A 26983-nucleotide genomic window follows, 5' to 3' on the forward strand; every position below is an offset into this window, starting at 1 on the left:
CCCACCGAGTGGGTCCGGCAACGGGCCCGGAGCACGCGTTCGCGCGAGAGCGTGTCGAGTGGGGCGGCGACGAGGGGGATGACGCCATGAAGCGGATCCGGATCGGCGTTTTGGGCGCGGCTCGCATCGCGCCGGCCGCGCTGGTCAAGCCCGCGCGGCTGCTCCCGGAGGTGCAGGTCGCGGCGATCGCCGCCCGCGACGCGGCCCGTGCGGACGCCTTCGCGCGGCGGCAGGGCATCCCGCGCGTGCACCCGGACTACGCCGCGCTCATCGCGGACCCGGAATTGCACGCGGTGTACATCCCGCTGCCCAACGGGCTGCACGCGCACTGGACGATCCGGGCGCTGGAAGCCGGCAAGCACGTGTTGTGCGAGAAGCCGATGGCGGCCAACGAGAGCGAGGCGCAGGAGATCGCGGACGTCGCGGCACGCGCGGGCCTGATCGCCATGGAGGCGTTCCACTATCGGTATCACCCACTCGCGAGCCGCATGCGCGAGATCCTCGACGACGGCGAGTTGGGCGAGATCCGTCGCATCACCACGTCGATGTGCTTCCCACTGCCGCTGCTCGGCGACATCCGCTACCGCTACGACCTCGCGGGCGGGGCGTTGATGGACGGTGGCTGCTACGCCGTACACCTGATGCGGCTGCTCGCGGGCGACAACGCGAGCGACCCGATCGAGGTGTCGGACGCGCACGCGCTGACGATCCGCAGGGACCGGCGGGTGGACCGCGCGATGTCGGCCCGACTACGGCTGCCGGGCGGCGCGGCGGGCACCGTGCACGCGTCGATGTTGTCCCGACGCGTGCTGGACATGCACGCGCACGTCGTGGGCACGCGCGGCGAGATGCGCGTACTGAACTACCTGATGCCCCACCTGCCACATCGGTTCACCGTGCACACGGGCAAGCTCAAGCGGCGCGAACACCTGGGCGAGGCGGCGAGAACGCCGACGTATCACCTGCAACTGCAAGCGTTCGCGGACGCGATCCGCCTGGGCGCACCGACGCTGACGCCCGCGGTCGACGCGGTGCCGACGCTGCGCGTCATGGACGCGATCTACCGCGCGGCGGGACTGCCGCTGCGCGGCGAGGCCGCCCCCGCCACCCGGTGAGCACCCGCAGCACCACATCGACGCCCGAAGCACCCGAGTTGCCCGAGTATGGGCACGTCCGCGATCACCTGCTCAGCGCATGATGTAGTGCAGGATCACGTCGTGGACGTGTCGACCCTTGTCGTCGCTGCGGAACTCCACGCTGTAGGTCTGCGTACCGACGTGGATCGCTATTTCACTGGAACTCAGATACGAACCGGTGAAGCTCTTGTTGGAGACCATGCTCACGCTGCTGATCTTCGAATAGGGCAAGGAGGTGATCGCGATCTTCTTACCGACGAAACTGTTGTCCTGGATGATCGCGCGCCGGTCGGTCAGGCCGATGAACCCGGTGCCGACGCCCTTCGCGTCGTAGACCGCGATGATCTGCTCGCCCGGCAGCAGCCCGCTCTGGATCTTCTCCAGTTGCTCGCGCTTGTCGAAGACGACGTTTCCCGCCCCGCTCATCCTGTTGCTCCTCCTCGTCGACCTGCGGTACCCAGCCTAAGGCTGCGCGGTCAGCGCCATTCGCTGGTGGCATGGAAGTGTCGCAACGTGTCTTCGTACGGGCCCAGATCCAGGTTCTGCCGCGCGAGCCACTCGTCCGAGTAATACGAATGCGCGTAGCGTTCTCCGCCGTCGCACAGCAGCGTCACCACCGAACCGGTGCGGCCCGCGGCGCGCATCTCGGCCACCAGGCGCAGGGCGCCCCACAGGTTGGTGCCGGTCGAGCCGCCGGCCTTGTGCCCGGTGCGCCGGTGCAGGTCGCGCATCGCCGCCACCGACGCGGCGTCGGGGACCTTGATCATGCGATCGACGATGTTCGGCATGAAGCTGGCCTCGACCCGGGGTCGGCCGATGCCCTCGATCCGCGACGAACACGCCTGGGCGTACTCCGGGTCGTGCATGCGCCATCCGTCGAAGAAGGCGGAATTCTCGGGGTCCACGACGCAGATCTTGGAGTGGTGTCGGCGATAACGCACATAGCGGCCCATGGTCGCGCTCGTGCCCCCGGTACCGGCGCCGACGACGATCCACTCGGGAATGGGGTGGCGCTCCTGGGACATCTGCTCGAACACCGACTCGGCGATGTTGTTGTTGCCCCGCCAGTCCGTGGCGCGCTCGGCGTAGGTGAACTGATCCATGAAGTGCCCGCCCGTTTTTGCCGCCAGCGCGCGCGAGACCTCGTACACGGTGGCGGCGTCCTGGACCAGGTGACATCGACCGCCGTGGAACTCGATCAGCTCGATCTTCTCCGGGCTGGTGGTGGCGGGCATGACCGCGACGAAGGGCAGGCCGATCTGATTGGCGAAGTAGGCCTCCGAGACCGCCGTCGAGCCCGAGGACGCCTCGATCACGGTGGTGCCCTCCTCGATCCACCCATTGCACAGGGCATACAGGAAGAGCGAGCGGGCCAGGCGGTGTTTGAGCGAGCCGGTGGGATGGGTCGACTCGTCCTTGAGGTAGAGGTCGATACCCCACTGCGCGGGCAGCGGGTAAGCGAGCAGATGGGTGTCGGCGGAACGGTTGGCGTCGGCGCTCACCTTGCGGATGGCCTCGTCGACCCAGTCTCGAGTCTTCGCGCTGAAACGGTCCACATCGTTGTCCACCGACGTCACGTCGACTCCCCTGGCTGGTTCGTGTCCCCGTGCCGGATTTGGGGGCGCGAGGGCTGCGGCATCGATGGTGATCGACTCCGGCCCAGGCTACGGGCCGACGCGCGGATTCCTTGGCCAACCCCTCGAATGGCCCATGAGCTGCGCATACGTATTCTCGGCCGGAAGTTGTGACGTGTCGGGGGGTCCGCCGCGTCTATGGGGTGGGTACGCGCGAGGGCGCGTAGGGACGAGGAGGGTCTATGGCGGGCTTCGACGCTGAGCCGGCCGATTTCCTGGAGTTCGCCAACGCGTGCAGCGGTCGGCTGTTCCGGACGGCGTGGCTCCTGTGTGGCGATTGGCATCTCGCCGAGGACCTCGTGCAGACGACGCTGGGCAAGTTGTACCGGGCATGGAAGCGGGTCAGTCGGGCCGACAGCCCGGAGGCATACGCGCGCACCGTGCTGACACGCACCTATCTGTCCCACCGACGCAGGCTGAGCAGCACCGAGCAGCCCTATGCCGACCTGCCGGAAGGCTCGGGCCCCGAGGAGGACCAGGCGTTGCGGTTGACACTCCTGAAGAGCCTGTCCGAACTGCCGCCCAAGGACCGGGCGGTGTTGGTCCTGCGGTACTGGGAGGACCTGAGCGTGGAGCAGACGGCGCGACAGATGGGCGTGTCCGAGGGGGCCGTGCGGAGCAGGTCGATGCGGGCGCTGGAGAAGTTGCGGAGCGTGCTCGGAAGCGAATCCGGCTGGCTCTCCGCCGCATGAGGGGTCAGTGAGCACACCGCCGGTACGGCCGTACGGCTGGTGAGCAGTACGACCTGCGTTCACACGGATGGCACGGATGGCGAGGAGACGGTAGGTCTATGGGGTCCCACGAGAAGGAGCTGGCGGCCGCGATGCGGGCGTCGGCGTCGGGGCTGGTCCCCCCGGCGGGATTGGTCTCGGGTGGTATCGCCCGAGGCAGGCGGATGAAGTTGCTACGGCGTTTCCAGGTCGGCGTGTCGACCGCAGCGGTACTGGCCGTGGCGGGAACGACCCTGCTCGTCGTCTCGGAACGAACCGACGGTGGCCCCGGACAGGTGTCCGGACCTGCGAGCCCGACGGCGCAGCTGCTCACATCACCCATCCCCCAGGCAGTGCCCAAGCCACGGCCGACACTGTCCGCCCCGCCTCAGATGACACCCCTGCTGCCGCCGCTGCTGCTGCATCTGTTGATGCCGCTGTTGCCGGAGACCCTTCCGCCCACGCGGATCACCGGGTCGGACAACACCGACAAGAGCACTGCGGGCATCCATAGCGTCGGGGCGTCGGTGTCGTTGGTCCTGGAGGACTCCCTCGGGCCCAGCCTGCTGTCGATGTCGGTGCAACAAAGCGCCGTGGTAGCCGAAGTCGCGGGGTGTCCGCACCCGGAAGGCACCACCAAGGCCAAGTGCATGGACTACGGGATGTCCGACGGCAGTCGAGTGGTGGAGCGCCAGGATTGGGTCTATCCCGCAGCTCCGGACACGCCGGAGAACCGCGCCGACGGCAAGGCCGGCCCTTCGGGAAGGGGACCCCAGGAGTGGTCCGTTCAAGTCGTGCGTCGCGACGGGGTCGTGATCACGGTCAACGAGGTCGCCTCCCGCGAGGAGAAGGGGGAAATCGGCCGCCCGACACCGCTCCTGTCGATGGACCGGCTGCGCTCGATCGCGCTCGCCCCGATCTGGCCCGTGTGGGTGCGCGCGGAAGCCAACAGTACGGCGGCGAGCACCCCGCCCAACATCAACTACCAGTCCCCAACTCGTCGGGACGACTACAACGTCCCGCCGTCGACCGCCGTGCCGTCGCAGACCCCTTCGGGAAACGCGCGGTCGGAGAACGGGGCCGGGTCGACTCCTTGACCGGGCGTTGCCACCGGATCGATTCCCGAAGCCGGATCGCGCTCTCGAACATCGTCGACCCCTGCCGGGCATGACTGGCCGTCGGCCGGGCAGGCGCCGGATGTCGAGCCCCCGGGCGCCTCTGACTCCCCCCTCACGCTCCGGGGGCTCGATGCCCTCCCGGCTCTCCCGTCTGGGATCCTGACGTGGGGTCCTGTCGACTCCGGGGAGACTTCGAGGGAGGCGGTCGCAATGGCCGAGGGCATAGGGATCGGTCTGGGCGGCGTGGGGTTCGAGGGCGGCTACGCGCAGTATGGCCCGGCGGACCCCGAGGATCGTGCCCGGCACATCCTGGAGGTCTTCGAACGGGCCTTCGGCGCGTTGATCGACGGCGATCCCGCCGCGTTCCGGGTGAAGTTCCGCAAAATGGCGTCCTCGGCGTTCGCGTTCTACCGGGGCACGGCCTGTTTGTTCTACGCCGACCTCGACGGCCGCGAGGACGCCTTCCTGGACGAGCACACCTCGCGGGTGTGGATCCACGGCGACCTGCACGCGGAGAACTTCGGCACGTACATGAACGCGGACGGCAAGCTCGTGTTCAACGTCAACGACTTCGACGAGGCGTACGTCGGCCCCTGGACGTGGGACGTCAAGCGTTTCGCGGCCAGCCTCGCGCTGATCGGGCACGGCAAGGCCCTCAGCGACGACACGATCGCGGCCTTGGTCACCGGCTACGGTGCGGCCTACCTGGACCAACTCCGGCTGCTGACCGACAAGATCACGCCGCAGGACGCCGCACTGACACTGGCGACGACCGAGGGACCGCTGCTCGAAGTGTTGCGGCAGGCCCGGTTGCAGACGCGCATCGGGTTGCTTCGTTCGCAGACGGTCGTCGCCGACCACGAACGACGCTTCGCCCTGTCCGGCGGCGCGTTCGAGTTGCCGGACGACGTCAAGGAGACGGTGCTGGCGGCCTTCCGGCGCTACCTCGACACGCTGCCGCCCGCAACGCGCCAACGGCCGGACACCTACGAGGTCAAGGACGTGGTGGGTCGGCGCGGGGTCGGCATCGGCAGCGCCGGGTTGCCCTCGTACAACCTGCTGATCGAGGGCAACACGGAGGCGCTGGAAAACGACGTGATCCTGTACATGAAGCAGGGCCAAACGCCGTCGGTAAGCCACCACGTCACCGACCCCCGGGTGCGGTCCTACTTCGAACACGAAGGTCATCGCACGGTCATCTCGCAGCGCGCCCTGCAGGCACACGCGGACCCGTGGCTCGGCTACACCGACATCGACGGGGTCGGGCAGTTGGTCGCCGAGGTGTCGCCCTACGCGAACGACCTGGACTGGTCGGACCTCAACGAGGTGGACACGATCGCGGAGGTCGTGGAGTACCTGGGCCGCGCCACCGCGACGATGCACGCGGTCGCGGACGAGGAAAGCGGTCACACGCTGGTCCCGTTCTCGACCGAGGACGCGATCCTGGAGGCGATCGAGCGGGACGAGGAGGGCTTCACGGCCTCACTCGTGGACTTCGCGCACGCGTACGGGGCTCGTGCCCGCGCCGACCATGCCATCTTCGTCGACCTCTTCCGCAACGGGTTGATTCGGGGGTTGTAGGCGCGGCTCGCGCCCGCGAGGCGCCGCCACGGTGCTGTCCGATTCCCGCCGGCCACTCCTGCGGGAAGGGGTGACACTTGTCGACGTGATGGACGACGAGCAGTGCTACCGAGCGTGCAGCAGCCGGGACAGTCGGTTCGACGGCTGGTTCTACATGGCGGTCACCAGCACCGACATCTACTGCCGGCCGAGTTGCCCGGCGGTCAAGCCCAAGCGGGAGAACGCGCGGTTCTACCCGTCTGCGGCAGCCGCGCAGGCGGCGGGGTTCCGGGCGTGCAAACGCTGCCGCCCGGACACCTCGCCGGGTTCGCCCGAGTGGGATGTCCGCGCCGATGTGGTCGGGCGCGCCATGCGGTTGATCGCGGACGGGGTCGTGGATCGCGAAGGCGTCGGCGGTCTCGCGGGTCGGCTCGGATACAGCGACCGCCAGTTGAACCGGCTGCTGATGGCCGAGGTCGGCGCGGGCCCTCTCGCGCTCGCCCGCGCCCGCCGGGCACAGACGGCCCGCGTCCTCCTGGAGACCTCCGATCTGCAGATCGCACAGGTGGCGTTCGCGGCCGGGTTCGCCAGCGTGCGGCAGTTCAACGACACCGTGCGCGAGGTGTTCGGCCGCACCCCCACGGAGGTGCGCGGACGGGCCGGCGCCCGCAGCGTCGAACCGGGCGAGATCCGGTTGCGGCTGCCCTACCGGGAGCCGATCGCGCTCGGGCACACGCTGGATTTCCTGGGGCTGCGGGCGGTGCCGGGGGTGGAGGAGTACGTGGACGGCGTCTACCGTCGCGTACTGTCCCTCCCGCACGGCACCGGCGTGGTCGAACTCTCGCCCGGTCCCTCGTGGGTCTGGTGCCGCCTGGTCCTGGACGACCTGCGCGACCTGGGGGCCGCCGTACAGCGCTGCCGGCGCTTGCTCGACCTGGACGCGGATCCGCTCGCCGTGGACGAGGCACTCGCAAGCGCCGAGGTCGGTGACGGCGGGCTGGGCGCGCTGGTGCGTGCCACGCCCGGCCTGCGTTCACCGGGCCACGTGGACCCCGACGAGCTCGCCGTCCGAGCCGTGCTCGGCCAGCAGGTCTCGGTCGCGGGCGCTCGCACGATCGCGGGTCGGCTGACAGCCCTGTACGGCAAACCGCTGGTCGCGCCACAGGGCGGACTCACCCACGCGTTCCCGACCGCGGACGCGTTGGCGGACGCGGATCCGGCGGATCTGCCGATGCCCATGGCTCGCAAGAAGGCGATCTACTCGCTCGCCGGGGCGCTCGCGTCCGGGGCGGTCCGCCTGGACCCGGGGGTGGACCGCCGAGCGGCGGAGGCGGGCCTTTTGGCCCTTCCGGGTATCGGCCCCTGGACGGCGTCGTACATTCGGTTGCGGGCACTCGGCGATCCGGATGTGTTCCTACCGACCGATCTGGGCGTCAAGCACGCGCTGGCGCGCTGGGGGCTCCCGGTCTCGGCCGCGCAGTCGTGGTCCCCATGGCGCTCGTACGCGTTGCACCACCTGTGGGCGAGCCTGTCCGCAGCATCCACCGTCTCGGTGAAGGAAGTCGCATGAACCAGGACGCGCTGTTCGATGTCGTCGAAACGCCCGACCCGAACGTGCCCCCGACCGCGTTCAACGTCCCCCTCGACGGCCCCCGCCGATACGCGACGCTGGAATCCCCGGTCGGCGAGTTGCTCATGATCGGTGACGGCCAGTCGCTCACCGCCCTCTACATGGCGGCGACCCCAGACGCGGACTGGGTATCCGATCCCGGTGCGTTCACGCAGGCGAAGGCGCAGTTGAGCGCTTACTTCGCCGGCGAACTGCGCGAGTTCGACCTGCCGTTGGCGCCGGTCGGCACGGCCTTCCAGCTCAGGGTCTGGTCGGCCCTGACGACCATCCCGTTCGGGCACACGATGTCCTACGGCGCGCTGGCCACGAGGTTCCTCGGGCAGCCCACGGCCTCCCGTGCGGTCGGACTGGCCAACGGCCGCAATCCGATCAGCATCGTCATCCCGTGTCACCGGGTGATCGGAGCCGACGGCACGTTGACCGGCTACGCGGGCGGATTGCCGCGCAAGCAGCGCCTGTTGGCGTTGGAGAACATCCGCGTCGCCGGATAGCCGGACCACTTCCACAGGCACCGCGACGCTCGCGGGACTCATGACTGGAACGCCCGCCGCACGAGCCCCGCGACCTTCCCTCGGCGCAGTGTGTCGTGCCAGGTGAAACGCAGAACGAGCGCGCCGGCGAGGGCCAGCTCGTTGGCCCGGGACCGGTCGCGGAACAACGCGTCGGGCCGCGAGTGCACGTCCGCTCCGTCCGCTTCGGCGAAAATCGGCCGCAGCCCGGTCAGCCAGGCGAGATCCACGCGGGCCCGGCCGCCGTCGAGCAGCGCGACCTCGTGCTGCAACTCGTCCGGTGCGACCCCGCCCCGCACGCAGTCGAGGCGTACTCGCGACTCCAGCGGGCTTTCGGCCCGTGCGTCCGCGATCTCCAGTAGCGGCCGCACCTGTCCCGCCCCGGGGCGGCCTGCCGCCGCCCGCTCGACCGCCTCCAACTGCGCCACCTCGACCAGGCGCAGGTGCAGCGCCGAATCGAGAATCGCCAACCCGTCCTCGGGCGAAAGCCTGGCCACCAGGTCGGCGAGCGTCCGCACCGGCGTCGTCACCGCGAAGCCGTCCACCGTCACGATCTCCTCCGCCGGCAACCGTCGCCGATGAACCACGATGCCGGGCCCACCACGACGCGACGCGGTATCGGGCGTCGCGATGTGCACACATTCCACCGGCGGCACGCCACGCATCCCGTGCACGCGGGCCGCACTGTGCAAGACGGCCACGGCTCGCTCGCCATAGGCCGCGAGCCCGGCGCGCAACAGCCCGCGCCAGGACAGCGCACATCGATCGGCATCGACGAACCCCACGCCGCGCGCGAGTTCGCGCACGCTCCCATCGTTCACGAGCCTGCGCCACACCCGCCCGGTCACCCCGGCGGACAGCGCCTGTTCCCGCGTTACCACTCCGTCGTGCTGCCATGCCAACCCCCGCAAGACTCGTACGGTCACTTCCATTCCCGGATCCTGGTCTGCACGGCCCGGGGCACGCGGCGCGAGGCCGCAGTCTGTGGACAACTCGACCCTTGTGGACGACTTGGAGCTCGCTTTGCCGGATTCGTGGACGATCTTCAGCCATTCGACACCTTCATGATCGCTGCGGGCCGCCGGACCGTCGCGACCAACCGGTGTGATGGACAAGTCCCCGCACCCCCTCCGTCCCGAGGATCGCCATGCCCAACCTCCGCAAACACCGGCGCGTAGCGGCCGTGTGCGCCGCGCTCGCCCTGACGGCGGGCGCAGGCGCCGCCTACGCCGAGAGCCGCCCCGCCACGGCCCACTCCTCCGCCCCCGTGAGTGCGGCCCCCGCCGCCGCGCCCGCCAAGGTGTCCTTCAATGTCATCAGTGACGTGCAGGGCGACCTCGCGGACTTCGGCCGCGCGCTCGACCAGATGAAGGTGATCAACCCGAACAGCGGCGCGCTCGTCGTCAACGGCGACATCACCCCGCGCGGCTACAAGGCCGAGTACGACCAGGTGAAGCAGGTCCTGAACACGCGTCCGCACCCGGCGAACACGTTCTTCACGATCGGCAACCACGAGTTCTACGTGCCCAAGTACTGCAATCCGGACAAGCTCTGCCAGGAGACCTGGCCCAACGGGACCACCGAGCAGTCGCTCTTCCAGAACTTCTACGACTTCACCGGCCTCGACAAGGTCTTCTACGAGCGCGTTGTCGACGGTGTCCCGATGTTGTTCCTCGGTACCGAGAAGTACATGAAGTACAGCGACTCCACCAAGTGGGACGAGGTGTGGTTCAGCGACGAGCAGCTCACGTGGCTCGAGCAGCGGATGAACTACTGGGAGGCACAGGGCAAGCCGACGTTCGTGTTCTCGCACCACGTCCTGCCGGACACCGTCTCGGGGACGCGTAACAAGCTCTACAAGTCGGACTACCTCCAGGCCGACCGGATCATGAACATCCTTGGCGCCCACAAGGACGCCGTGCTGTTCACCTCGCACACGCACTGGGACCTGAACCTGTCCGACTGGGCCGTGCGCAAGGTGGTGCCCGGGACCGGCAACCTCGAGGGCTTCACCGTCGTCAACACGGGTGCTGTTCAGACTCAATGGACCGACGACGGTTCGGGCGGCGAGAGCGCGCTGAGCGGTTTGGAGAACAGTGGGCTCCAAGTCGAGGTCGCGAACGACCGCGTGACGATCAAGGCCCGCGACTTCCGGCGCAACCAGTGGGTCAAGGAGATGAACGTCCCACTGCACACCAAGTGCGCGGCGGCCAAGCCGTGGACCGAGTCGATGACGTACACGAACGGCGACACCGTCGTGTGGAACAACCACACGTGGCGTGCCAAGTGGTGGACGCGCGGCGAGGCACCGGGCACGACCGGCCAGTGGGGTGTGTGGGAGGACCGGGGCGCTTGCTGATCGCCCGTGACAGGAGCTGAAGGGGTGGGACCGTCGGCGGCCGGTCCCACCCCTTCGGCGTCCCCGCCGACGCCTTACGGCTGACGTCTTCGGTTCGGGTCCGGAGACCCGCACCCGTGTGCAGTCCCGACGGCGGCGGCTGCGGTCGGGCTGTCCGGGCCGGTCACGGCCACGTGGTGAAGGCGACCGATCGACGGCTTCACCCACCGGGTCGCGTGCTTGTGCGGGCCGCTCAGTGGCCGCCCGCAGGTGACGAAGGCATGGGAGTCGCCGGCGAATGGCCTCGCGTAAGGGTCTGGGCCCCGTCCCGGTCGCCAGGGGGCCGGGCCGGGCCGGGCATCGGGTCGATGCGTACGAGCGTGAGGTCCCCCTTGTCGAGGATGCCCGCCCGCCGTCGTGCGGCTGCCCAGCGGGCGAGTTCGTGAGGACTTCCCGCCGCAGGTTCGCGCAGTTCCTCCCAGGGTCGTCCGCCGGCCAGCGCGGTGCGCAGGAACCACGCGCCCGCCGTTTCGTTGGCGACGTACAACAGATCGCGGTCGGTCCAGGTACCGCGCGCACACCGCACCCGCCGTGCCACCGCTGCACGATCCGCACCGTTGCTGGTCGCGACATCGGGCCGTCGGGAGGTGGGGAACACCCGCCAGAGCCGGTCGCCGCGAACCTGGAAGAGGTAGGCGTCACCGAGCACCGCGACCGCCCATTGGCCTCGGCCGGACAACCACGGATGTGGCGCGAAGTGCGCGGCGAGTACTGCGGAGGCATGCGCTCCACGCTCCAACTTGCGCAATTCGTACGGCTGTACGGGCATTCCACGCCGATCCCGCTCGACCAGATAGCGCTTGGTCAGTTCGGGCCATCGGTCCGCCGCGCGCGCCAACACATCGGCGAAGCCCGCACCCCCGCACAGGAGCGGAGTGGGCGCCGCGCCACATGCCCGCACCACGAGTTCGGCCCAGCGCCGCGCCAGCAGGCTCTCCGCGGCGCCGTCCGCGAAAGCCACCCGAAGCGCGCCCGGCCGGTCCACCCGGGCGCGCCTGCACGCGGGTCCGGCCGGCGGCAGGAACCCACGCCCCGCCCCGTCGCCGATCCAGACCGCGTCCTCGTATTCAAGAGGTTCGCCTTCGAACCGGTGCAGCGCCAGGACCGTGACGTTCGCGCGCACCGTGCCGTCTCCTCTTTGGTGGTACGAGAACCGCTCAGCCGCGCACGTCCGCGATCGGGTTGGGGATGTCGACGTAGACGGACTGGGTCTCCAACGGAACTTCGAGTTCGTCGAGACCCGCGACGCGGGTGAGCAGGTTGGCCTTGCACCGCAGTGTGGCACCGTCGAGCAGGCGGTCCATGAGCGGGCGCCCTGCGGGGTGATCCGCGCGCGTGCGGATCAGCCGGTCACGGAAGATCGCGATCAACGCCTTTTCATCGGCCAGCCCTTGCGCACCCATCGCGCCGACGAGGCCGAGCACGTTGTTGATCGCGAGGTAGTAGCCGAGTCGTTCGTCGATCACGTGGTCGGGGCACCAGGTGCCCAGGTCCCGACCCGCGCCGGGGAGCCAACGGGCCAGCCGTGCTCCGCGTTCGGCCGAGAAGTAGTAGCCCTGGTTGCCGCGATAGCGCCCACCGATCGGACGACCGTCCGTGTCCAGTACGACCAGGGTGTTCTGTTGATGCGCCTCCAGGCCCAGGCCGTATTCGCCGTGCAGCCACAGGATCGGTGCGACCAGCACCTCCAGGTATCGGCGGAACCACGACTCGGCTGTCTCCCGCAGCGGTGTCGCGGTGCGCGCGGCCAGCGTGTACAGCACGTCGGCGAGGATCGATCTCCCCCGCTGCAGGTCCGGGCGCGTCGCGGCCAGCCCCGCTATGCAGTGCACGCGGTCTCGCGGGCCGAACGGGTTGTCCCGCACCACGAGTTCGAGCCCCGACTCGCCACGCCCACCGGGAATGTCGACGGCGATCCAACCGAGATCGCGCAGCACGTCGAAGCCGGGGTGAGCGGAGTGCATGACGCGCTTGAGGCCGGCGTCGAGCATGCGGTGTACGGCGAGACCTCGGCGCAGTTCGCTGCGGTGGTTCTCCCGGCGGGAGTTGGTGATCTCGATGCCGAGCGATGTCTTGAGCATGACGGGCGCGCCGGTGCGGTACACGGTGCGCAGCGAGGATGTCGCGGACCAGGCGGGCCCACCGGGACCGAGGTCGCGAAGCAGACCACGTTCCAGGAGGGCGGCGACACCCGGCCTCGCCAACACGTCGCGGGCCTGCCACGGGTGCGCCGGCAGCGCGACCATACCCGGGGGCAGGCTCACGTCCCCTTCGGCAAGCCCGGCGAGCACGACCGGCACCGGACGCCCCAGGTCGCCGTCGTGGACCGCGACGGAGGGGTCGACGGCGAACCAGTGCAGGGGGAACGAGCCGCGCAATTCCGGCGAGTAGCGCGGCGACGAGGGCCCGTACATACCTTGACGGGATGCCGGCGACGGGTGCATCGGGTGGCCGAGCACGATCGACTGCTCGGTGCACAGGAACGGCGTCGTTCCGGGCACGTCCTCGGACGCCTTGCGACGCTCGGCGAGATGGTGTGCGATCCGTCGGGTCGAGTCGATCACCCGGTCGGTCATATCGGCGATCGCGGTGATCGAGCCGACTCGCCCGTGCGCGGCCTCGATCGCAAGCAGCACGGCCAACGTGGTGGCGTCGAGGGCGACACCACTGCTCAGTCGGACCGGCCCGAAACGGTGCATGCCGGTCTCCGAGCGATACAGGACCGGCGCGACGACGGTGCTGGCGGTCGCCGGCAACGGAAGCCGTAAGGGGCCGTCCGCCGGTACCGCCGTGCCGCTTTCACGGATGCGGCAACGCAGCAGATTCTCGATGGCCGCGTGGTCGGCGGCGCGCGCCGGCGTGGGGTCGAGCAGTGGGTCGCTCGACCCGCGGTCGCCGGCGGTGATGTGTCGCGCGGCGCCGAGTACCGCGCCGGGGCGCGGGTGTTCGGGTTCGAGGTGGGTCGGATGGGCTCGCGCGGGCGAGGATTCGTCCCCGGCCGGACCGGGGATGGCCTTTCGAGGGCTGCCCGGTCGCGCCGGCTCCGGAAGCGCCTCCGCGGATGTCGACATGTGCGGTACGTACCTCCCCTGGTCTGCACGGCCGTGGGTCGGGCTACGGTTCGAATCGTGGACGCGGCCCGTTCGCCACCGCTCCGAAGGACGTTCACCGTACGGCAATCCGCCGGTTATCAGAATCATGTCCCGCATCGGGCTCCCGTGTGCGGGCTTTGCGCGATGGCAACCCCTTCTCATGATCCGCGATGCCGGCGGACGCCAACGCGCCTGCGGGCCCGCCCCGTTGCCCGAATGTCGGCGGCCAGCGGCCGCGTGAGCCCGTCATCACGGTACGAACGCCTCCATAAGAGCGATGTCAGGGACCGGGCACGGCGGGTCCGGCGCCGCTTCGCATTCCCCCGAATGGACGCACGGTCGTCGTACCCGGCGGACCTGACGGGTCCGCCGGCCTGCGGTGGTGGTCGATGCGGGCGATCGAGGCTGAGCACGTTGTACATGTCGCTCCCACAAGGAGTCTGCGCCATTTCCGATGGATCGGGGTACTCGTGCCGAATACGATCGCAGCATTCTCCTGGTTCCGGTGATCGTCACCACGCACCGTCCGCGAGCGGCTACGATACGAACGCCCTTGTGTCGTAGGCAGCGAGAGGCGAGACGGGCGATCTTCGCAACCGGCTCCTGCCGCCCTCCCCCGCAAGTCGTGTAACCGAGGAGGCAAGGCTCCGGCACCGCTCGAACGTCGAACCGCGGGATCTGTCGCACTTTCGTTCACCCGCATGCGGGCCGCGACTACGGGATGTCTTGCGACGGCCGGAGGACCAGAGTTGCCTGGGGCGGCCAAGCCAGGGGCGGCGGTGCGGGGTTCAGGCGACCGGCCACGGCAGGATCACCCACAGGGTCTTGCCGTCGGGGTGTGCCTCGATGTGGATCTGGCCGCCGAATTCGGTGACGATGTTGCGCACGATCAGCAGGCCTCGCCCGGAGGTGTCGTCGACCGTTTCCAACAGGGCGACCGGACGGTAGGGGTGGCGGTCGCGCACTCCCAACCACAGCCAACCGTCGTGCACCGTGCAGGTCACCGAGACCTCGGGTGACAGTACGGCCGCGTGTTCGACGGAGTTGGTGATCAGTTCGGAGGCGACCAGCTTGAGGGCGTAGCCCAGGTCGTGCCCGTAGGGCAGTCCCCAGTAGGTCAGATGGTCCGCGAGAGCTCGTCGGGCCTGGGCGACCGAGGCCGGCTGGGCGGGCAGGGTGAACCAGCAGGATCGCTCGTATCCCGTTCCCATGTCACCCCCTTCGGCCCCGCGCCTCAGCGTACTGACCGGCGCGCTTGCGGGCGCGCGGTTGACGATTCGTCATATCGCTACGATTCGATGATCGGTCGCGTGTGTGAGTGAAGGTCGACATGGGCAAGACCATCGCAGTCCACGTCCCTCCCGGCGTGTGATTCTGAGCGCCGAACAGCGGCATTCCTCTGCGAATGACCGGATTGTGCACGGCGCGGATTCCAGAAGGGTGACTACCTGTGGTGGAAGATCTCGATGCCGTCGAACAGGCCATGTTGGCCAACCTTCTCGACGGTCGGCGGCCTCGTCGGCGCAGCTCGGAGACGCCGACCCGGTCCAATCGACAACACCAGCCCCCGCAGCAGCAGCGCCGTCAGGCGCAGTCGGCGCCGCGTGCCGTCATCCCGGCGCCTGCGCCAGCGGCCGTGCCCAATCGAGACGCTACGCGCGTTCTCGACATCGGTCGCGTGATCAAGCAGATCGATCCCCGGACCACGCCCGAGCAGCGGCACGCGATGGCGACGAGCTGGACCCAGTTGGACATGACGGCGGCTCAGGTGCTGGCCTGGCTGACCGCCGGCATTCTGCCGACCGAGTACAAGCTGGCGGCGCTGTGCCTGGAGCGGGGGCTGACCCCGCAGGACATGAAGACCCGCCTGGACGGCGTGCGCGTGGTCGAGCGGCTGCGCAGCGAGGGCGTGGACGGCGTGGTGGCGCAGTTGCGCAGCGGCGCCGCGTAGGCGGGCCCGTCGAGGCACGTCGCAGGGCCGGCCGGTGGATGATCATTGACATGGTTCATTACCCAGCCTAGCTTTTAGCGATGTGAAGGATTCGGGGGCGGGTTCCGCCGCCCCACCTACTCTGACGCACCGCCAGATCTTGTTGGTCTTCTGCGGGTTGATGCTCGGCGTCATGCTGGCATCGCTCGACGCGACCATCGTCTCGACGGCGATGCCGACGATCGTTGCCGACCTCGGCGGGCTCGAACACCTGGCGTGGGTGACCACCGCGTACACCCTCGCCACGGCCGTCTCGATCCCGCTGTACGGAAAGCTCGGCGACGTCCACGGCCGCAAACGGCTGTTTCAGTTCGCCATCGTGGTGTTCCTCGCAGGCTCGATGTTGTGCGGCACCGCGCAGTCGATGGGCGCGTTGATCGCCTTCCGGGCGATCCAGGGGCTCGGTGCCGGCGGGCTCATGAGCAACGCTCAGGCCATCATCGGCGACCTGGTGCCACCCGCCGAGCGTGGTCGCTATCAGGGCTTCATCGCGTCGACGGTGGCCTTCTCGACCGTGTGCGGGCCGCTGATCGGCGGCTTCTTCACCGAGGCGCTGTCGTGGCGGTGGGTGTTCTACGTGAACATCCCGCTGGGTGCGGTGGCGCTGATGGTCACCTCCGCGGTGCTCAGGCTGCCGCGCAAGCCCTACGTCAAGCGTGCGTTCGACGGCTCCGGTCTCGCCCTGCTCACTTGCGGGACCAGTGCTTTGATCCTGTTCACGAGTTGGGGCGGGACACAGTTCGCCTGGATCTCCGCACCGAGCCTGGTACTGGCGGTGACGGCGGTCGGCATGCTCGCCGGTTTCGTATTGGTCGAGCGGCGTGCGGCCGATCCGTTGATTCCCTTGCGGCTGCTCTCGCGCAACACGATCGTGCGGGTCGCGTGTCCGCTGACGATGGTCACCGGCTGCCTGACCCTGGGGATGAGTACGTTCCTGCCGATCTACCAACAGATCGTGCGCGGTCACGGGCCGACCGAATCGGGGCTGTTGCTTGCGCCGATGATGCTCTCGATGATGGTGTGCTCGACGCTGTCGGGTCGGTTGATCTCGCGGATCGGCAAGTACAAGCGCTTTCCCCTGATCGGCACTGTGCTCGCCGCTGCCGGGCTCGTGGTGTTGTCGCTGTTGGGCACGGACAGCCCGTACTGGCATCTGCTGATCGGCCTGATGGTGCTGGGCTTCGGGCTCGGCACGATCGGGCCGGTGACCACACTCGCGGTGCAGAATTCGGTCGAGCAGTCGGACATCGGCGTGGCCACCGGTCTGAACTCGTTCGCCCGCTCGATAGGTTCGGCTCTGGGCGCGGCCGTGCTCGGCGCGGTGTTCGCCCACGGGCTGGCCGGCAACACCGCGAGCAGCGGGGCCGGCGAGACCCGCATGGGAGTCACCCGGCAGGCGATCGACGCATTGCCGGCGGGGCAACGGGAAGCGACGTTGACCACGTTCGCGGACGCGCTCGACGCGGTGTTCCTGGCGGGCGTACCGATCGCGGTACTCGGCTTCGTGCTCGCCTTGATGTTGCGGGAGATCCCGTTGCGTCGGGGGCCGAAGCAGACCGCGGCCGGATCAACGGGCACCGAACGCAAGCTGTCCGAAGCCGGCTGACAGGTCGCGCAGGTCTTCCGCCGCGTCCCAGGCCCAGTGGTTGGGGTTGCCGGCGAGCGCTTCGTCGGTCTCCAGCCGGCGCAACGCGAGCCCCGCCAGGTCGAGGACCATGTCGTACTCGCCCAGGCCGTTCAATCGGTTCAGGACGATCACGACGTCGCAAACACGCCGGGTGAGGCTGCGTTCGGGGACGCCTTCGATCAACCGGGAGAGGCCGTAGCCGGCCATCAGGCCCAGGATCATGCCGCGTATGGCGGACAGATCGCGCCGTTCCCTGGCCGATTCGAACCGCCGCCACCAACGCACCCACGCCTGCGGCTCGGTGGTCGCGCGAGCCTCGATCGCCGCGCCGTGCGGCGGTGCGAACGCCGATCGCGCGGGCCCGGCGAGCATCAGCCGCTCCAGGGCCGCGTCCACCGCGACCTCCAAATCGGGGCACGGCGTCGATCGCGAGGGGGGTCCGGTCTGTTCGGCAGCGGTCGATGCCGTCGTCGTCATGCAATGCATTGCAGCGGAGTGTCCCGTTGTCTCGCCCTGCGATCACCCGAACGAGGGACACTGTGTCGTATGAACGAGCGGGAACCGCAGCGCCGGGACGACAATGGCGCGCGTTTCCGATCCGGGGACCGCGCCGATCGCCCGGGGGCGGTCACCGGCCGCTTGGTGTTCGAGTCGGCGCTTTCGCACATGCAGCTCTACCGGGTAGTGGGGCCGCTTTCCCGACCTGCCCGACAGCGGACGCCGCAGCGGAGCGGTGCCGGACGCTGTCGGCGGACGACGAGCCGACGGCCACCGCGTTCCTTGCGGCCTTCCGGCATCCCGGGCCATCCCTTCGGGACGACTGCCGCCTCGAACCCGATACCGCCGCGGCAGGGTTCCGGGGCGGGCGGGAGTACGCCGAGCCCGGACCGGCGCGCGGATGCGAAACCGGTCACGAGTACGCGCCCGAGGGCGAAGGCGAGCCGGCGCAGGCACCGGCGCTCGACCGTGCCCGGGACCATCCGATCCGCGCCGCGACCGATATGGGGGCCAGGGACCCACACACGGATCCGCGCCGGCAGGATCTGCTCGACCTTGTGACGCGCGTGCCGCACTGACGGCGGCTCGGCGCGGCGCGGGCGTGGCACTCATCGACTCAGGGGGGATCGATGCGCGAGCTTCAGAGCGGTGACCCGACTCGAATCGGGCCTTACTCCATCCATGGTCGGCTCGGCGCCGGCGGCATGGGGCGTGTCTACCTCGGCCGTTCGCCCGGCGGGCGACCGGTCGCGGTCAAGGTGATCCATGTCGAGCTGGCCCAGGATCCCGACTTCCGGGCCAGGTTCCGACGCGAGATCGATGTCGCCCGGCGCGTCCAGGGGTTCTTCACCGCGCCGGTCCTGGACGCCGACGCGGACGCGGACGAGCCGTGGTTGTCCACCGCCTACATCCCCGGGCCGTCTCTGCACGCCGCGGTCGCCGAGCAGGGTCCGCTGCCCGTGGAGGCCGTACGCGTGCTGGCCGGCGGCCTCGCCGAGGCTCTGGCCGCACTCCATGCCGCCGGGGTCGTGCACCGCGATCTGAAGCCCTCCAACGTGTTGCTGGCCCAGGACGGTCCGCGGGTGATCGACTTCGGCATCTCGCGGATCGGTGAGCAGACCGCGCTGACCCGTACCGGCAGCACGGTCGGCTCTCCCGGCTACCTGGCCCCGGAGCAGGCCCTCGACGCGGAAGTGGGGCCGGCCGGCGATGTGTTCGCACTCGGTGGGGTGCTGGCCTACGCCTCGACCGGTCGTCCACCGTTCGGCGGCGGCCGGGTGGAGGCGGTCGTGTATCGAGTGGTGCACGGCGAGCCTGATCTGGACGGCGTCCCGCGCGAGTTGCGCGGTCTGATCCAGTCCTGTCTGGCCAAGGACCCTGCGGACCGCCCGCCCGCTACGCAGGTGTTGACCTACCTGCAGGAGCTCGGCGTCGACGCGCACGCCGCCCCCGAAACCTGGCTCCCGGACGCCGTCACCACGATGCTCCCGGCGCATCGGGCCCCTATCGGCGACCCGCCCGAGCCCACTCCCGGGCCGACGCACCCGCCCGCCGTCCCACCGTCGCCGAGGCCGCTCGCCGACCCCGCACCGTTGTCGTCCACCGACCCGCAACCCGTGCACACGTTCCACGCGATGCCGCCCGCGCCGTCGCAGTTCTCGGCTCATCCGGCGGCCCACATCCCTCCTCCTGCCGCCGCCCAGCCCCCGTCCGAACCACGCGGCCGCGGCCGAGCCGGGCCGGTCGCCGCAGCCGTGGTGGCCTGCCTGCTGGCCATCGGTACGGCGGTGGCGGTGCCGAACCTGATCGACGACGACACACCGGCTGCGGGCAGGACGAATCCGCCGACCTCCAACGGCGCCCAGGGCGGCACCAGCACCCTGAACGGCGTTACGGGCACAAGCGCCCAACCCCCCGCCTCAGCCTCGCCCACGGCCCCTGGGCCACGCCCTCCGGCGATACCGCCGAGTGCGGCCGGTGAGACGCGGCGCAGCCTTCAGGGCATCACCTTCGTCGTGCCGGCGGGCTGGACGGTCGAGCAGGGCGTTGATGGTCCCCACGTGATGTGTCTGCTGCCGCCCGCCGCACTGCTGGGCGGCCGCCCCAACGACGGCTGCGCGGTGGACGGCGTGGAGATCCGCCTGCCCGATCCGCCCGGTGACGAGTGGGGACGAACACTGGACCTCGAATCCGGATCCGGCTGGGTCTGGCAGGGCGACGCCTGGTGCCGCGGGGTAGTACCCCGCGGCACCGCGATGACCACGTCATCCACGATCGTCGAACGCGGGTTCCGGCCGGTCGGACCCAAGACCGCCGATTACCGGCGCTGGTCGGCCGGTTGCGACAACGGCTCGACGTATCACCCTCGGGTGTGGTGGCTGCCGGTCACCAAACTCTCCGTCGAGACCTTCGCCATGCCGCCGAATCTGGACGCGACGGTCGATCACATCGTCGCGTCCTTCGATTTCTCGGACTATTCCGGAGCCCAGGGATGACGACTCCCTGTCATACCCGCCGTCAGGGCTTTTCCCAGATCTGGAAGGCCCGGACCGTGAAGGGCACGTCGGGCACGAAAACCCCCTCGCCGGGATATGTGCTGAAGTCTCCTTCCGTGGCGCACTCCCTGCTCTGATACATCGTCACGTAGCGATCCATGCGGTTCGCGAAGGACAAGGCATCGACCCCATCAGGCAGTGACACGCACTGATCGACGTTGACGCCGGCCAGTTCGAAGGTTGCCGCCGGTGCGCCCGCAAAGCCCGGCTCGGTCCAGAAGCACACCTGCCCGGGTGCGCACGAGGCTGCCGCAGCCGGTTCGGCGGAGGCGCTCGGTGCGCCAACGGTGGTCAGCAGGCTCGTGGTCAGAGCCAGCGCGCAGACAAGGCGACGTCGCATGCGATTCATGAGAACTTCCCCGTTCGTCGAATCCGTTGCCCCGGTTCCGACGTGTGTCCAGGGTTGCGCATGAAAGGGCGAAGCGAGGGCGAACGGACGCGGTTTTACCTCGAAAGAGTGCATTGAAGATCGACATCGGCATTCTCGGAACCAGACTGCGAAACGTTTCGTCGCTGTAGATATCGGCTCATTCGGAGGCTGTCATGGCTGTTGTATCCGTTCCCCGTCGCCATCTCGTCCGCTCCGCGCTCGGCGTCGCCGCCGTCGTCGGCATCGCCGCCACCACCGTGTTGTCCGGGACCGCCCAGGCCGCCGGCACCACCTACCTCACCAACATCCGCACCGGGCAACACGCGACCTACGATCGCGTGGTCCTCGACTTCTCCGCCGGCGTGCCCGCCTACGGCGTCACCGGCACCAGCAGCCTGGAACAGTGCGCGAGCGGGAAGCCGGTCAGCTTCCCGAACAGCGCCGAGTACGTCGAGTTGGACATCGCGAGCGCGGCTCACGACGAAAACGGCAACGCCACCTACACCGGCCCGCGCACCGTGGTGACCAACATGCCCTCGCTCACCGGGTACTCGGTCACCTGCGACTTCGAGGGCAAGCTCAAGGTCGGCATCGGCTACAAGAGCAATGTGCAGCAGGTGGTCACGTCGGTCCTGACCAACCCGAGCCGCATCGTGATCGACGTCAAGCGCTGAGGCGACGGCCGGGTCGAGGCGCGCCGCGCTCGGCTTCGCCCCGGCCATTCGTCTAGGTCATTCGTTGTTCGACCGCCGCCAACTCGGCGGCGGTCAGCACGTTCGGTGTGCCCACCGCGAGCGAGCGCACGTAGACCTCGCACAACCACTCCAGGATCCTGGTGCGGTCGTAGGCCTCGATCAGATCCCGCCCCAGGGTCACGCCCCCGTGGTTGGCCAGCAGCGCCCCGCTTCGACCACCCGCGAGCGCAGCGCGCACCGAGTCCGCCAATTCCGGTGTCCCGTAGGTCGCGTACGGTGCGACTCGCACGTCGTGGCCGCCGAGCAGCAGCACGTTGTAGTGGATCGCCGGCAATACCGGCAGGGTCGTCGCCACCACCGCGCCGAACACGGCGTGCGTGTGCACCACGGCCCCGGCGCGCGGGTCGTTCTCGTACAGCGCGAGGTGCATCGGCGTCTCGGAGGACGGCGCCCTCGTCCCCTCCAGCACCGTGCCCGACAGATCCACAACCGCGCACTCCACGGGCGTGATGCGTTCCAACGGGGCGCCGGAGGGAGTGATCGCGACCATCGGACCCCGGCGCACGCTCAGATTGCCCGAGGCGCCGACCACCAGGCCGCACTCGACGATCCGGCGTCCGAACTCGCACAGTTCGCGACGCTCGTCCTCCAACAGCACCGAGACCTCCCGACCGGGATGTGCCCGGATTCGCTCTGACGCCAACACGACCGATCGGGGCCGAGATCGCCCCGGACGGATCCAATCAGATCGCCGCGCTCAGATCCCGCCGTGGTGTCGGTGGAAGGTCTCCGCCTCCACGTCCTCGTCCTCGTCGCCCACTGCCGTGCGCACCGCCTCCGAGAATCCGCGTGCCCGCATGCGCCTGGGTCCGGCCGCGACCATCGGGTCGCTGTTGAGGTCCTTCAGCAATGCCACGCACAGTGCCAGCATCACCAACACGAACGGCAACGCCACCAGGATGGTCGCCTGCTGCAGCGATTTGAGGCCGCCGGCGACCAGGAGCACGGCTGCGACCGCACCGATCAGCGCACCCCACCCGACCACCAACCAGCGCGCCGGCTTGAGTGATCCCCGACTGGTCAGCGAACCGAGCACGAGCGAGGCGGAGTCGGCTCCGGTGACGAAGTACAGCGCGACCAGGACCATCGCCACCGTCGCGGTGACGGCGTACAGGGGCAGTGCGTCGAGCATCGCGAACAGGCCGGACTCCGGCCCTTCGGCGACCTTGGCGACCAGGTCGGCGGCGCCGGTCTGTTGCAGGCGCAGCGCCGTCCCGCCCATCACCGCGAACCAGACCGTGCTCGCCCCGCTGGGCACCAGCAACACGCCGATCACGAATTGACGTACGGTGCGCCCTCGCGAGATGCGCGCGATGAACGTGCCCACGAACGGAGCCCAGGACAACCACCACGCCCAATAGAAGATCGTCCACGTGCCCATCCACTCGTCGCCGCCGAAAGTACCGGTGCGGGTCGCGAGGGTCAGCAGGTCGTTGAGGTAGCTGCCGACGGACGCGGGCAGCACACCGAGCACGTACACCGTCGGCCCGACCACGAACACGAACAGCATGAGCACCAGTGCGAGCAGTACGTTCGCGGTGCTCAGCCATTTGACGCCGCGGTGGATCCCGCTGAACGCGGACACCACGAAGGCGGCCGTGAGGGCGATGATGATCACCACGTGCAACGTCGCGGTGTCCTTGATGTCGGTGGTCAGGTCCAGGCCCTTGCCGACCTGGAGAGCACCGAGCCCCAGGCTCGTGGCCGAGCCGAACACGGTCGCGAAGATGGCGAGCAGGTCGATCGCCTGTCCGGCCGCGCCGTCCGCGCGCCGGCCCAGGAGCGGTACGAACGCGGCACTGACCCGATTTCCACGACCGCGCCGAAACGTCGCGTACGCGAGGGCGAGACCCGCGATCGCGTAGATCGCCCACGGGTGCAACGTCCAGTGGAACAGTGTCCATTCGAGTGCGGCGCCGGCCGCACCCGGGGTTTGCGGAACCGCGCCGGAGGCCGGCGGCGGAGTGGCGAAGTGCTGGATGGGTTCGGCGACCGCGTAGAACATCAACCCGATGCCCATGCCGGCGCTGAACATCATCGCGACCCAGGCCCCGGTGTTGAACTCCGGTTCTTCGTCGTCCTTGCCCAAGCGGATCCGGCCGTATTTCGACACGGCGATGAACACCGCGAGCACGAGGAAGGCGTCGGCGGCGACGACGAACAGCCAGCCGAAGTTGCGGATCGTCCAATCGAGTCCCGTCGACGCCGCGGTCTCGAGCGACCCCTTGGCAAGGACGCCCCAGAGGACGACGGCGAATACGACCGCGAAGCCGACGCCGGCGACGACCGGGTCCACGCGAGGCGCGGCAGCGGCGTCCCGGCTCGATCCGCTCACTGGGCCGTCCTTTTCGTCCGCTTATATGCCACACGATATGGTGCGGCCTCGCGGACCGGGAAGGGCGGGGCGCGCCGGGCCCGAACTCCCGCGTCACTCCTTTGTCGCAGCCCCGGTGGCCTTTGCCGCAGACTGGTACAGCGCCACGATCTGCCGAATCTGCTTGTCGGGGTCACGGATCCAGTCCCCGCTCCACAGGCGGTACACGACCCACCCCCGCTCCACCAGACGAGCCGGCCGCAACCACTCGCGCTCGCGTACGGACGACTCCGCACGATAGGCCGCACTGCGGTCGGTCTCGATCGCGACCAGCATCCGCCTCGGCGACACGGCGCCCGCGAGCGTGCCTGCAACCGCGGCGTCGCCCGCACCCGCAGCGGTATCCGGATCCACCCGCGGTCCCGGCAACGCGATCACGACGCCCGCGCGCCCACCGAACCCGTGGATCGGGTCGAGACCGGCCGCCCGCAATCGATCGAGCACATCGGCGTGGAACGGGTCCGGGGCTCCGGCCGTCCCTGCGCCCACACCCCTCCCGCCGCGCGCACCCGCACCTGCGGTCTCACCCACGTTCGCCTCGCGCTCGCCGGCGGCCGCGTACCGCAGGACCGTTCGCAACAACCGAGCCCCTGGGGCCCGCAGCCGTGCCGGATCGAGTTCGGTTTCCTCGAAGGTGGTCATCACGACCAGTCGCCGGCGCGCCCGGGAGACCGCCGAAGCCACGAGTGCGTCCCCACCGGGCATGGTGGCCGCGCCGAATCGATGGATCAGCCGTCCTTCGGCGTCCCGCTTCGCCCCGATGCTGAAGAGCACCGTGTCCCATTCGCCCCCGTGCAGGACCGCCGCCAGGTCCACCGCGAACTCCCCACCGCCGCGGCCCGTCGACAGTGCGGACCGAAGGCGCTGCGCCTGCGACCCACCCAGGGTGACAATGGCGAGGGTTTCCTCGGGATACCGCGCCCGATACGACCGGGCGGTCGCGACCACCTCCGCGATGTCGTACGCGCCGGTCACGACGTGCCGTACCGCCGCTTCCTCGCCCCGCACGCCCGGAAGCCGAGCAGCCGGCAGCACACCCGGCACCGCAAGGCGTTCGTCGAGAACGCGGTGCGTGTAGGCGATCCGAACCGGCTCGACGAACCGGCTCACCGAGGCGAGGGCGGAGCGTAGGTCGCCTTCGGAGCCGGGATCGCCGGGCTCGACCGGCCCGTCGGGGTCACCGAGTCCGGGCCCCGCCGGGTCCCCGAACAACACGACTCGACCGGCCCGTAACAGGGCCGGGATCACGTCACGTTCACTCACGGTCCCGGCGTCGTCCACCACCACCAGGTCGAAGTGCGCCGTGTCCGGCAATCGCCGAACATCGCGTGGCGACATCACCTTCAGGTACTCGTCCGCCGGCGCATTCGACAGACTCCTGGGCATCCCCGGCACCGGTCCGGCGACAGCGGCCGCGGCCGCCCCCGTGCGATACCGATGCGCGTGCGCCTGCAGGCCCACCACCCCGCCGGGCGCGACGGCGGGTACAGGCGTGGGAGAGCGACGTATACAGGAATCGCCCGTACGCCTGCGCGACCCGCTCCGGCGACACTCCCCGCGCCGTCAGGTCCGCCAACAACGGTCCGAGGCCGGCGGTCGCGAGGGCGCGGTACGAACGGCAGCGGACCGCGAGTCGCTCCCACGACGCGCCGTCCGCCGAGATCGATTCCGCGAGCCGATCCAGCCGTGCGCCGATCTCGGGCAGCGAGGTGTCCGCCGGCAGGTCCAGGACCGGGAACAACGATTGCGTGTAGCCCTCCAGCGCCTGCCGTTCCCGCTCCGAACCGGCCCACGCCAGGGCCATTTCCCGCAGGAAGGCCGCCTCGGGCACCCCGCTCGCCCCTTCCCGGAAGAGCCCGTGCAGGGCCCGCGCCTCGGACAGGGTGAGCCGCATGGCCGCCCGGTCGGCCGGGAGGCGGGTGTGGTCACGCAGGTATCGACGCGCCGCGGGTCGGCCGTACCAGTGCGTGGTCGCGAGCAGTTGTCGCATGGAGTACGGCCCCGCGAGGATCTCCGGGTCGACGGCGATCGAGAGCCGGCGCAGCCGCTCGACCACCACGAGGCGCGCGGTCCATTCGGCGAGATCGCGTGGTTCGGGCCGATCCGCGTGCAGTCGTGCCCTGGCCGCGCCTGCTCTGATCTCCCGGAAACGTGAGCGCAGTTCGGCGATCTCGCCGACGGTGGTGCGGGCCTGCTCGGGTGTGTCGATGCGTACGCCGTGCCAGGCCGCGTCGCGCAACCCCCCCGCGTGGGCGAATCGTTCGAGCTCGCGACCGAGCCGACGGGCCTCGCCAGGGTCGAGGGTGGACGCCACGTCGTGATCGAGTACCGGACCGGTCCAGGGCGGCAGCCCGATGAGGTGATCCTGGATCCCGCCCAGGGTCAATCCCCAGGCCCCGTACGGCTCGACCATCGAACGCCGATGCCGATCCAGCAGCCGTCCGTCCGCGTCGTGGTCCGCCACGGCTGCGACTGCGTTGCCCGCCGGGACCCCGCCACTTGCCCGGCCCCCGCAGGCCACCCCCGCACCGGCGCGCCCACCGGTCGCCCCGGCCCTCGCCAGCTCCTCCCACAACCGCCGCGCCCCGTACCGCTGCCTGGTCACGACCAACACGCGCCCGCCGGCGTCGCGCTCGCGCCGAACCACCATCGCGGCGGTCCTGGTCTTGCCGGTGCCGGCCGCCCCGATCACAACCAGGGCGGGAGGACGGGCCGACGCGGCGGCGAGTACCCGTATCTGGTCCGGGTCGGCGTCGCCCACCCACCCGGCCGCCGTCACATCGGGTTCCGCCGCTCGCAACGTCGTCGCGGCCCCGGCCAAGGCCGCGACGACGTCTTCGCGAGCGAGGTACCAGCGGTGTCCCGGGTCGCCCGGCAACGGAAAGCGCCCGGCCGCCCATCGCGACAACGCGGCACCGACGACCTCGTCCCGACTGTGCGTCATGTCCCGTCCTCCTCGGGAAGACTCTCTCCCGAGGAGCCCCGCGAGCGCAGGGGGCAATCCCTCAATACCGAGGACCACCCGCC

23 protein-coding genes are annotated in these 26983 nt (G+C 69.7%); 11 read left to right on the plus strand and 12 right to left on the minus strand.

Features of this window, described 5'->3' with window-relative positions; genetic code table 11:
* Positions 1-86: 86 nt before the first annotated feature.
* Positions 87-1115, plus strand: coding sequence for a Gfo/Idh/MocA family protein (locus ACH4U8_RS01645; RefSeq protein WP_395775528.1), 1029 nt, complete (start codon positions 87-89; stop codon positions 1113-1115).
* 72 nt (positions 1116-1187) lie between these two features.
* On the opposite strand, the gene ACH4U8_RS01650 is transcribed toward ACH4U8_RS01645, so the two are convergent.
* Positions 1188-1562: a PH domain-containing protein gene (locus ACH4U8_RS01650; protein WP_360317448.1), complete on the minus strand. Its 375-nt coding sequence runs from the start codon at positions 1560-1562 to the stop codon at positions 1188-1190.
* A gap of 50 nt (positions 1563-1612) precedes the next feature.
* Positions 1613-2713: a PLP-dependent cysteine synthase family protein gene (locus tag ACH4U8_RS01655; RefSeq protein WP_395775529.1), complete on the minus strand. Its 1101-nt coding sequence runs from the start codon at positions 2711-2713 to the stop codon at positions 1613-1615.
* A gap of 239 nt (positions 2714-2952) precedes the next feature.
* On the opposite strand from ACH4U8_RS01655, the gene ACH4U8_RS01660 reads away from it, so the two are divergent.
* The 5 genes from ACH4U8_RS01660 (at position 2953) to ACH4U8_RS01680 (ending at position 8279) form a co-directional block, all read left to right on the plus strand.
* On the plus strand, positions 2953-3462 hold the full coding sequence (locus tag ACH4U8_RS01660; RefSeq protein WP_360317444.1) for a SigE family RNA polymerase sigma factor: 510 nt from the start codon (positions 2953-2955) through the stop codon (positions 3460-3462).
* Positions 3463-3695: 233 nt separating this feature from the next.
* The gene (locus ACH4U8_RS01665) at positions 3696-4577 is read left to right on the plus strand and encodes a hypothetical protein (protein WP_395775530.1); all 882 of its coding nucleotides are present in this window, start codon (positions 3696-3698) and stop codon (positions 4575-4577) included.
* A gap of 231 nt (positions 4578-4808) precedes the next feature.
* Positions 4809-6179, plus strand: a complete 1371-nt coding sequence (locus ACH4U8_RS01670; RefSeq protein WP_395775531.1) for a DUF2252 domain-containing protein — start codon at positions 4809-4811, stop codon at positions 6177-6179.
* Between the two features lie 88 nt (positions 6180-6267).
* Positions 6268-7728 carry an AlkA N-terminal domain-containing protein gene (locus tag ACH4U8_RS01675; RefSeq protein WP_395775985.1) on the plus strand — a complete coding sequence of 487 codons (1461 nt, stop codon included), beginning with the start codon at positions 6268-6270 and terminating at the stop codon, positions 7726-7728.
* The gene (locus ACH4U8_RS01680) at positions 7725-8279 is read left to right on the plus strand and encodes a methylated-DNA--[protein]-cysteine S-methyltransferase (RefSeq protein ID WP_360317436.1); all 555 of its coding nucleotides are present in this window, start codon (positions 7725-7727) and stop codon (positions 8277-8279) included. The genes ACH4U8_RS01675 and ACH4U8_RS01680 overlap by 4 nt, the downstream gene beginning before the upstream one ends.
* Positions 8280-8317: 38 nt before the next feature.
* Here the strand turns inward: ACH4U8_RS01680 and ACH4U8_RS01685 are convergent, their stop codons facing one another.
* Positions 8318-9178: a hypothetical protein gene (locus tag ACH4U8_RS01685; protein WP_395775532.1), complete on the minus strand. Its 861-nt coding sequence runs from the start codon at positions 9176-9178 to the stop codon at positions 8318-8320.
* Positions 9179-9444: 266 nt separating this feature from the next.
* Between ACH4U8_RS01685 and ACH4U8_RS01690 the strand changes: the two genes are divergently transcribed.
* The gene (locus ACH4U8_RS01690) at positions 9445-10656 is read left to right on the plus strand and encodes a DUF4073 domain-containing protein (protein ID WP_395775533.1); all 1212 of its coding nucleotides are present in this window, start codon (positions 9445-9447) and stop codon (positions 10654-10656) included.
* A gap of 232 nt (positions 10657-10888) precedes the next feature.
* Here ACH4U8_RS01690 and ACH4U8_RS01695 read toward each other — a convergent pair whose 3' ends face one another.
* The 3 genes from ACH4U8_RS01695 to ACH4U8_RS01705 form a co-directional block, all read right to left on the minus strand.
* Positions 10889-11818: a hypothetical protein gene (locus ACH4U8_RS01695; protein ID WP_395775534.1), complete on the minus strand. Its 930-nt coding sequence runs from the start codon at positions 11816-11818 to the stop codon at positions 10889-10891.
* A gap of 34 nt (positions 11819-11852) precedes the next feature.
* Entirely contained in the window at positions 11853-13766 is a 1914-nt protein-coding gene (locus ACH4U8_RS01700; RefSeq protein ID WP_395775535.1) for an IucA/IucC family protein, read from the minus strand.
* 809 nt (positions 13767-14575) lie between these two features.
* Complete coding sequence (locus ACH4U8_RS01705; protein ID WP_020554102.1) at positions 14576-14998, minus strand: ATP-binding protein; 423 nt, start codon at positions 14996-14998, stop codon at positions 14576-14578.
* Between the two features lie 467 nt (positions 14999-15465).
* Here ACH4U8_RS01705 and ACH4U8_RS01710 point away from each other — a divergent pair, with 467 nt between their 5' ends.
* Together ACH4U8_RS01710 and ACH4U8_RS01715 are read left to right on the plus strand one after the other, a co-directional pair.
* A complete protein-coding gene (locus tag ACH4U8_RS01710; RefSeq protein ID WP_355529510.1) occupies positions 15466-15738 on the plus strand; it encodes a hypothetical protein in 273 nt (90 codons plus the stop codon).
* Positions 15739-15820: 82 nt separating this feature from the next.
* Positions 15821-17383, plus strand: a complete 1563-nt coding sequence (locus ACH4U8_RS01715; RefSeq protein WP_395775536.1) for an MDR family MFS transporter — start codon at positions 15821-15823, stop codon at positions 17381-17383.
* On the opposite strand, the gene ACH4U8_RS01720 is transcribed toward ACH4U8_RS01715, so the two are convergent.
* A complete protein-coding gene (locus ACH4U8_RS01720; protein WP_395775537.1) occupies positions 17345-17881 on the minus strand; it encodes a hypothetical protein in 537 nt (178 codons plus the stop codon). The genes ACH4U8_RS01715 and ACH4U8_RS01720 overlap by 39 nt on opposite strands.
* 650 nt (positions 17882-18531) lie before the next feature.
* Here ACH4U8_RS01720 and ACH4U8_RS01725 point away from each other — a divergent pair.
* Positions 18532-20397 carry a serine/threonine protein kinase gene (locus ACH4U8_RS01725; RefSeq protein ID WP_395775538.1) on the plus strand — a complete coding sequence of 622 codons (1866 nt, stop codon included), beginning with the start codon at positions 18532-18534 and terminating at the stop codon, positions 20395-20397.
* A 22-nt stretch (positions 20398-20419) separates the two neighbouring features.
* Here the strand turns inward: ACH4U8_RS01725 and ACH4U8_RS01730 are convergent, their stop codons facing one another.
* On the minus strand, positions 20420-20806 hold the full coding sequence (locus ACH4U8_RS01730) for a peptidase inhibitor family I36 protein (RefSeq protein WP_360317418.1): 387 nt from the start codon (positions 20804-20806) through the stop codon (positions 20420-20422).
* A 194-nt stretch (positions 20807-21000) separates the two neighbouring features.
* On the opposite strand from ACH4U8_RS01730, the gene ACH4U8_RS01735 reads away from it, so the two are divergent.
* Positions 21001-21501 (plus strand): hypothetical protein, encoded by a 501-nt coding sequence (locus tag ACH4U8_RS01735; protein WP_360317416.1) that lies wholly within the window; start codon positions 21001-21003, stop codon positions 21499-21501.
* A 52-nt stretch (positions 21502-21553) separates the two neighbouring features.
* Here the strand turns inward: ACH4U8_RS01735 and ACH4U8_RS01740 are convergent, their stop codons facing one another.
* The 4 genes from ACH4U8_RS01740 to ACH4U8_RS01755 form a co-directional block, all read right to left on the minus strand.
* A complete protein-coding gene (locus ACH4U8_RS01740) occupies positions 21554-22180 on the minus strand; it encodes a class II aldolase/adducin family protein (RefSeq protein WP_395775539.1) in 627 nt (208 codons plus the stop codon).
* 99 nt (positions 22181-22279) lie between these two features.
* Positions 22280-23917 carry a BCCT family transporter gene (locus tag ACH4U8_RS01745; RefSeq protein ID WP_395775540.1) on the minus strand — a complete coding sequence of 546 codons (1638 nt, stop codon included), beginning with the start codon at positions 23915-23917 and terminating at the stop codon, positions 22280-22282.
* Between the two features lie 93 nt (positions 23918-24010).
* Positions 24011-25219, minus strand: coding sequence for a hypothetical protein (locus ACH4U8_RS01750; RefSeq protein ID WP_395775541.1), 1209 nt, complete (start codon positions 25217-25219; stop codon positions 24011-24013).
* Entirely contained in the window at positions 25212-26900 is a 1689-nt protein-coding gene (locus ACH4U8_RS01755) for a hypothetical protein (protein WP_395775542.1), read from the minus strand. The genes ACH4U8_RS01750 and ACH4U8_RS01755 overlap by 8 nt, the downstream gene beginning before the upstream one ends.
* Between the last annotated feature and the right edge of the window lie 83 nt (positions 26901-26983).

The organism is Embleya sp. NPDC020886 (assembly GCF_044333915.1).
Classification (GTDB): domain Bacteria; phylum Actinomycetota; class Actinomycetes; order Streptomycetales; family Streptomycetaceae; genus Embleya.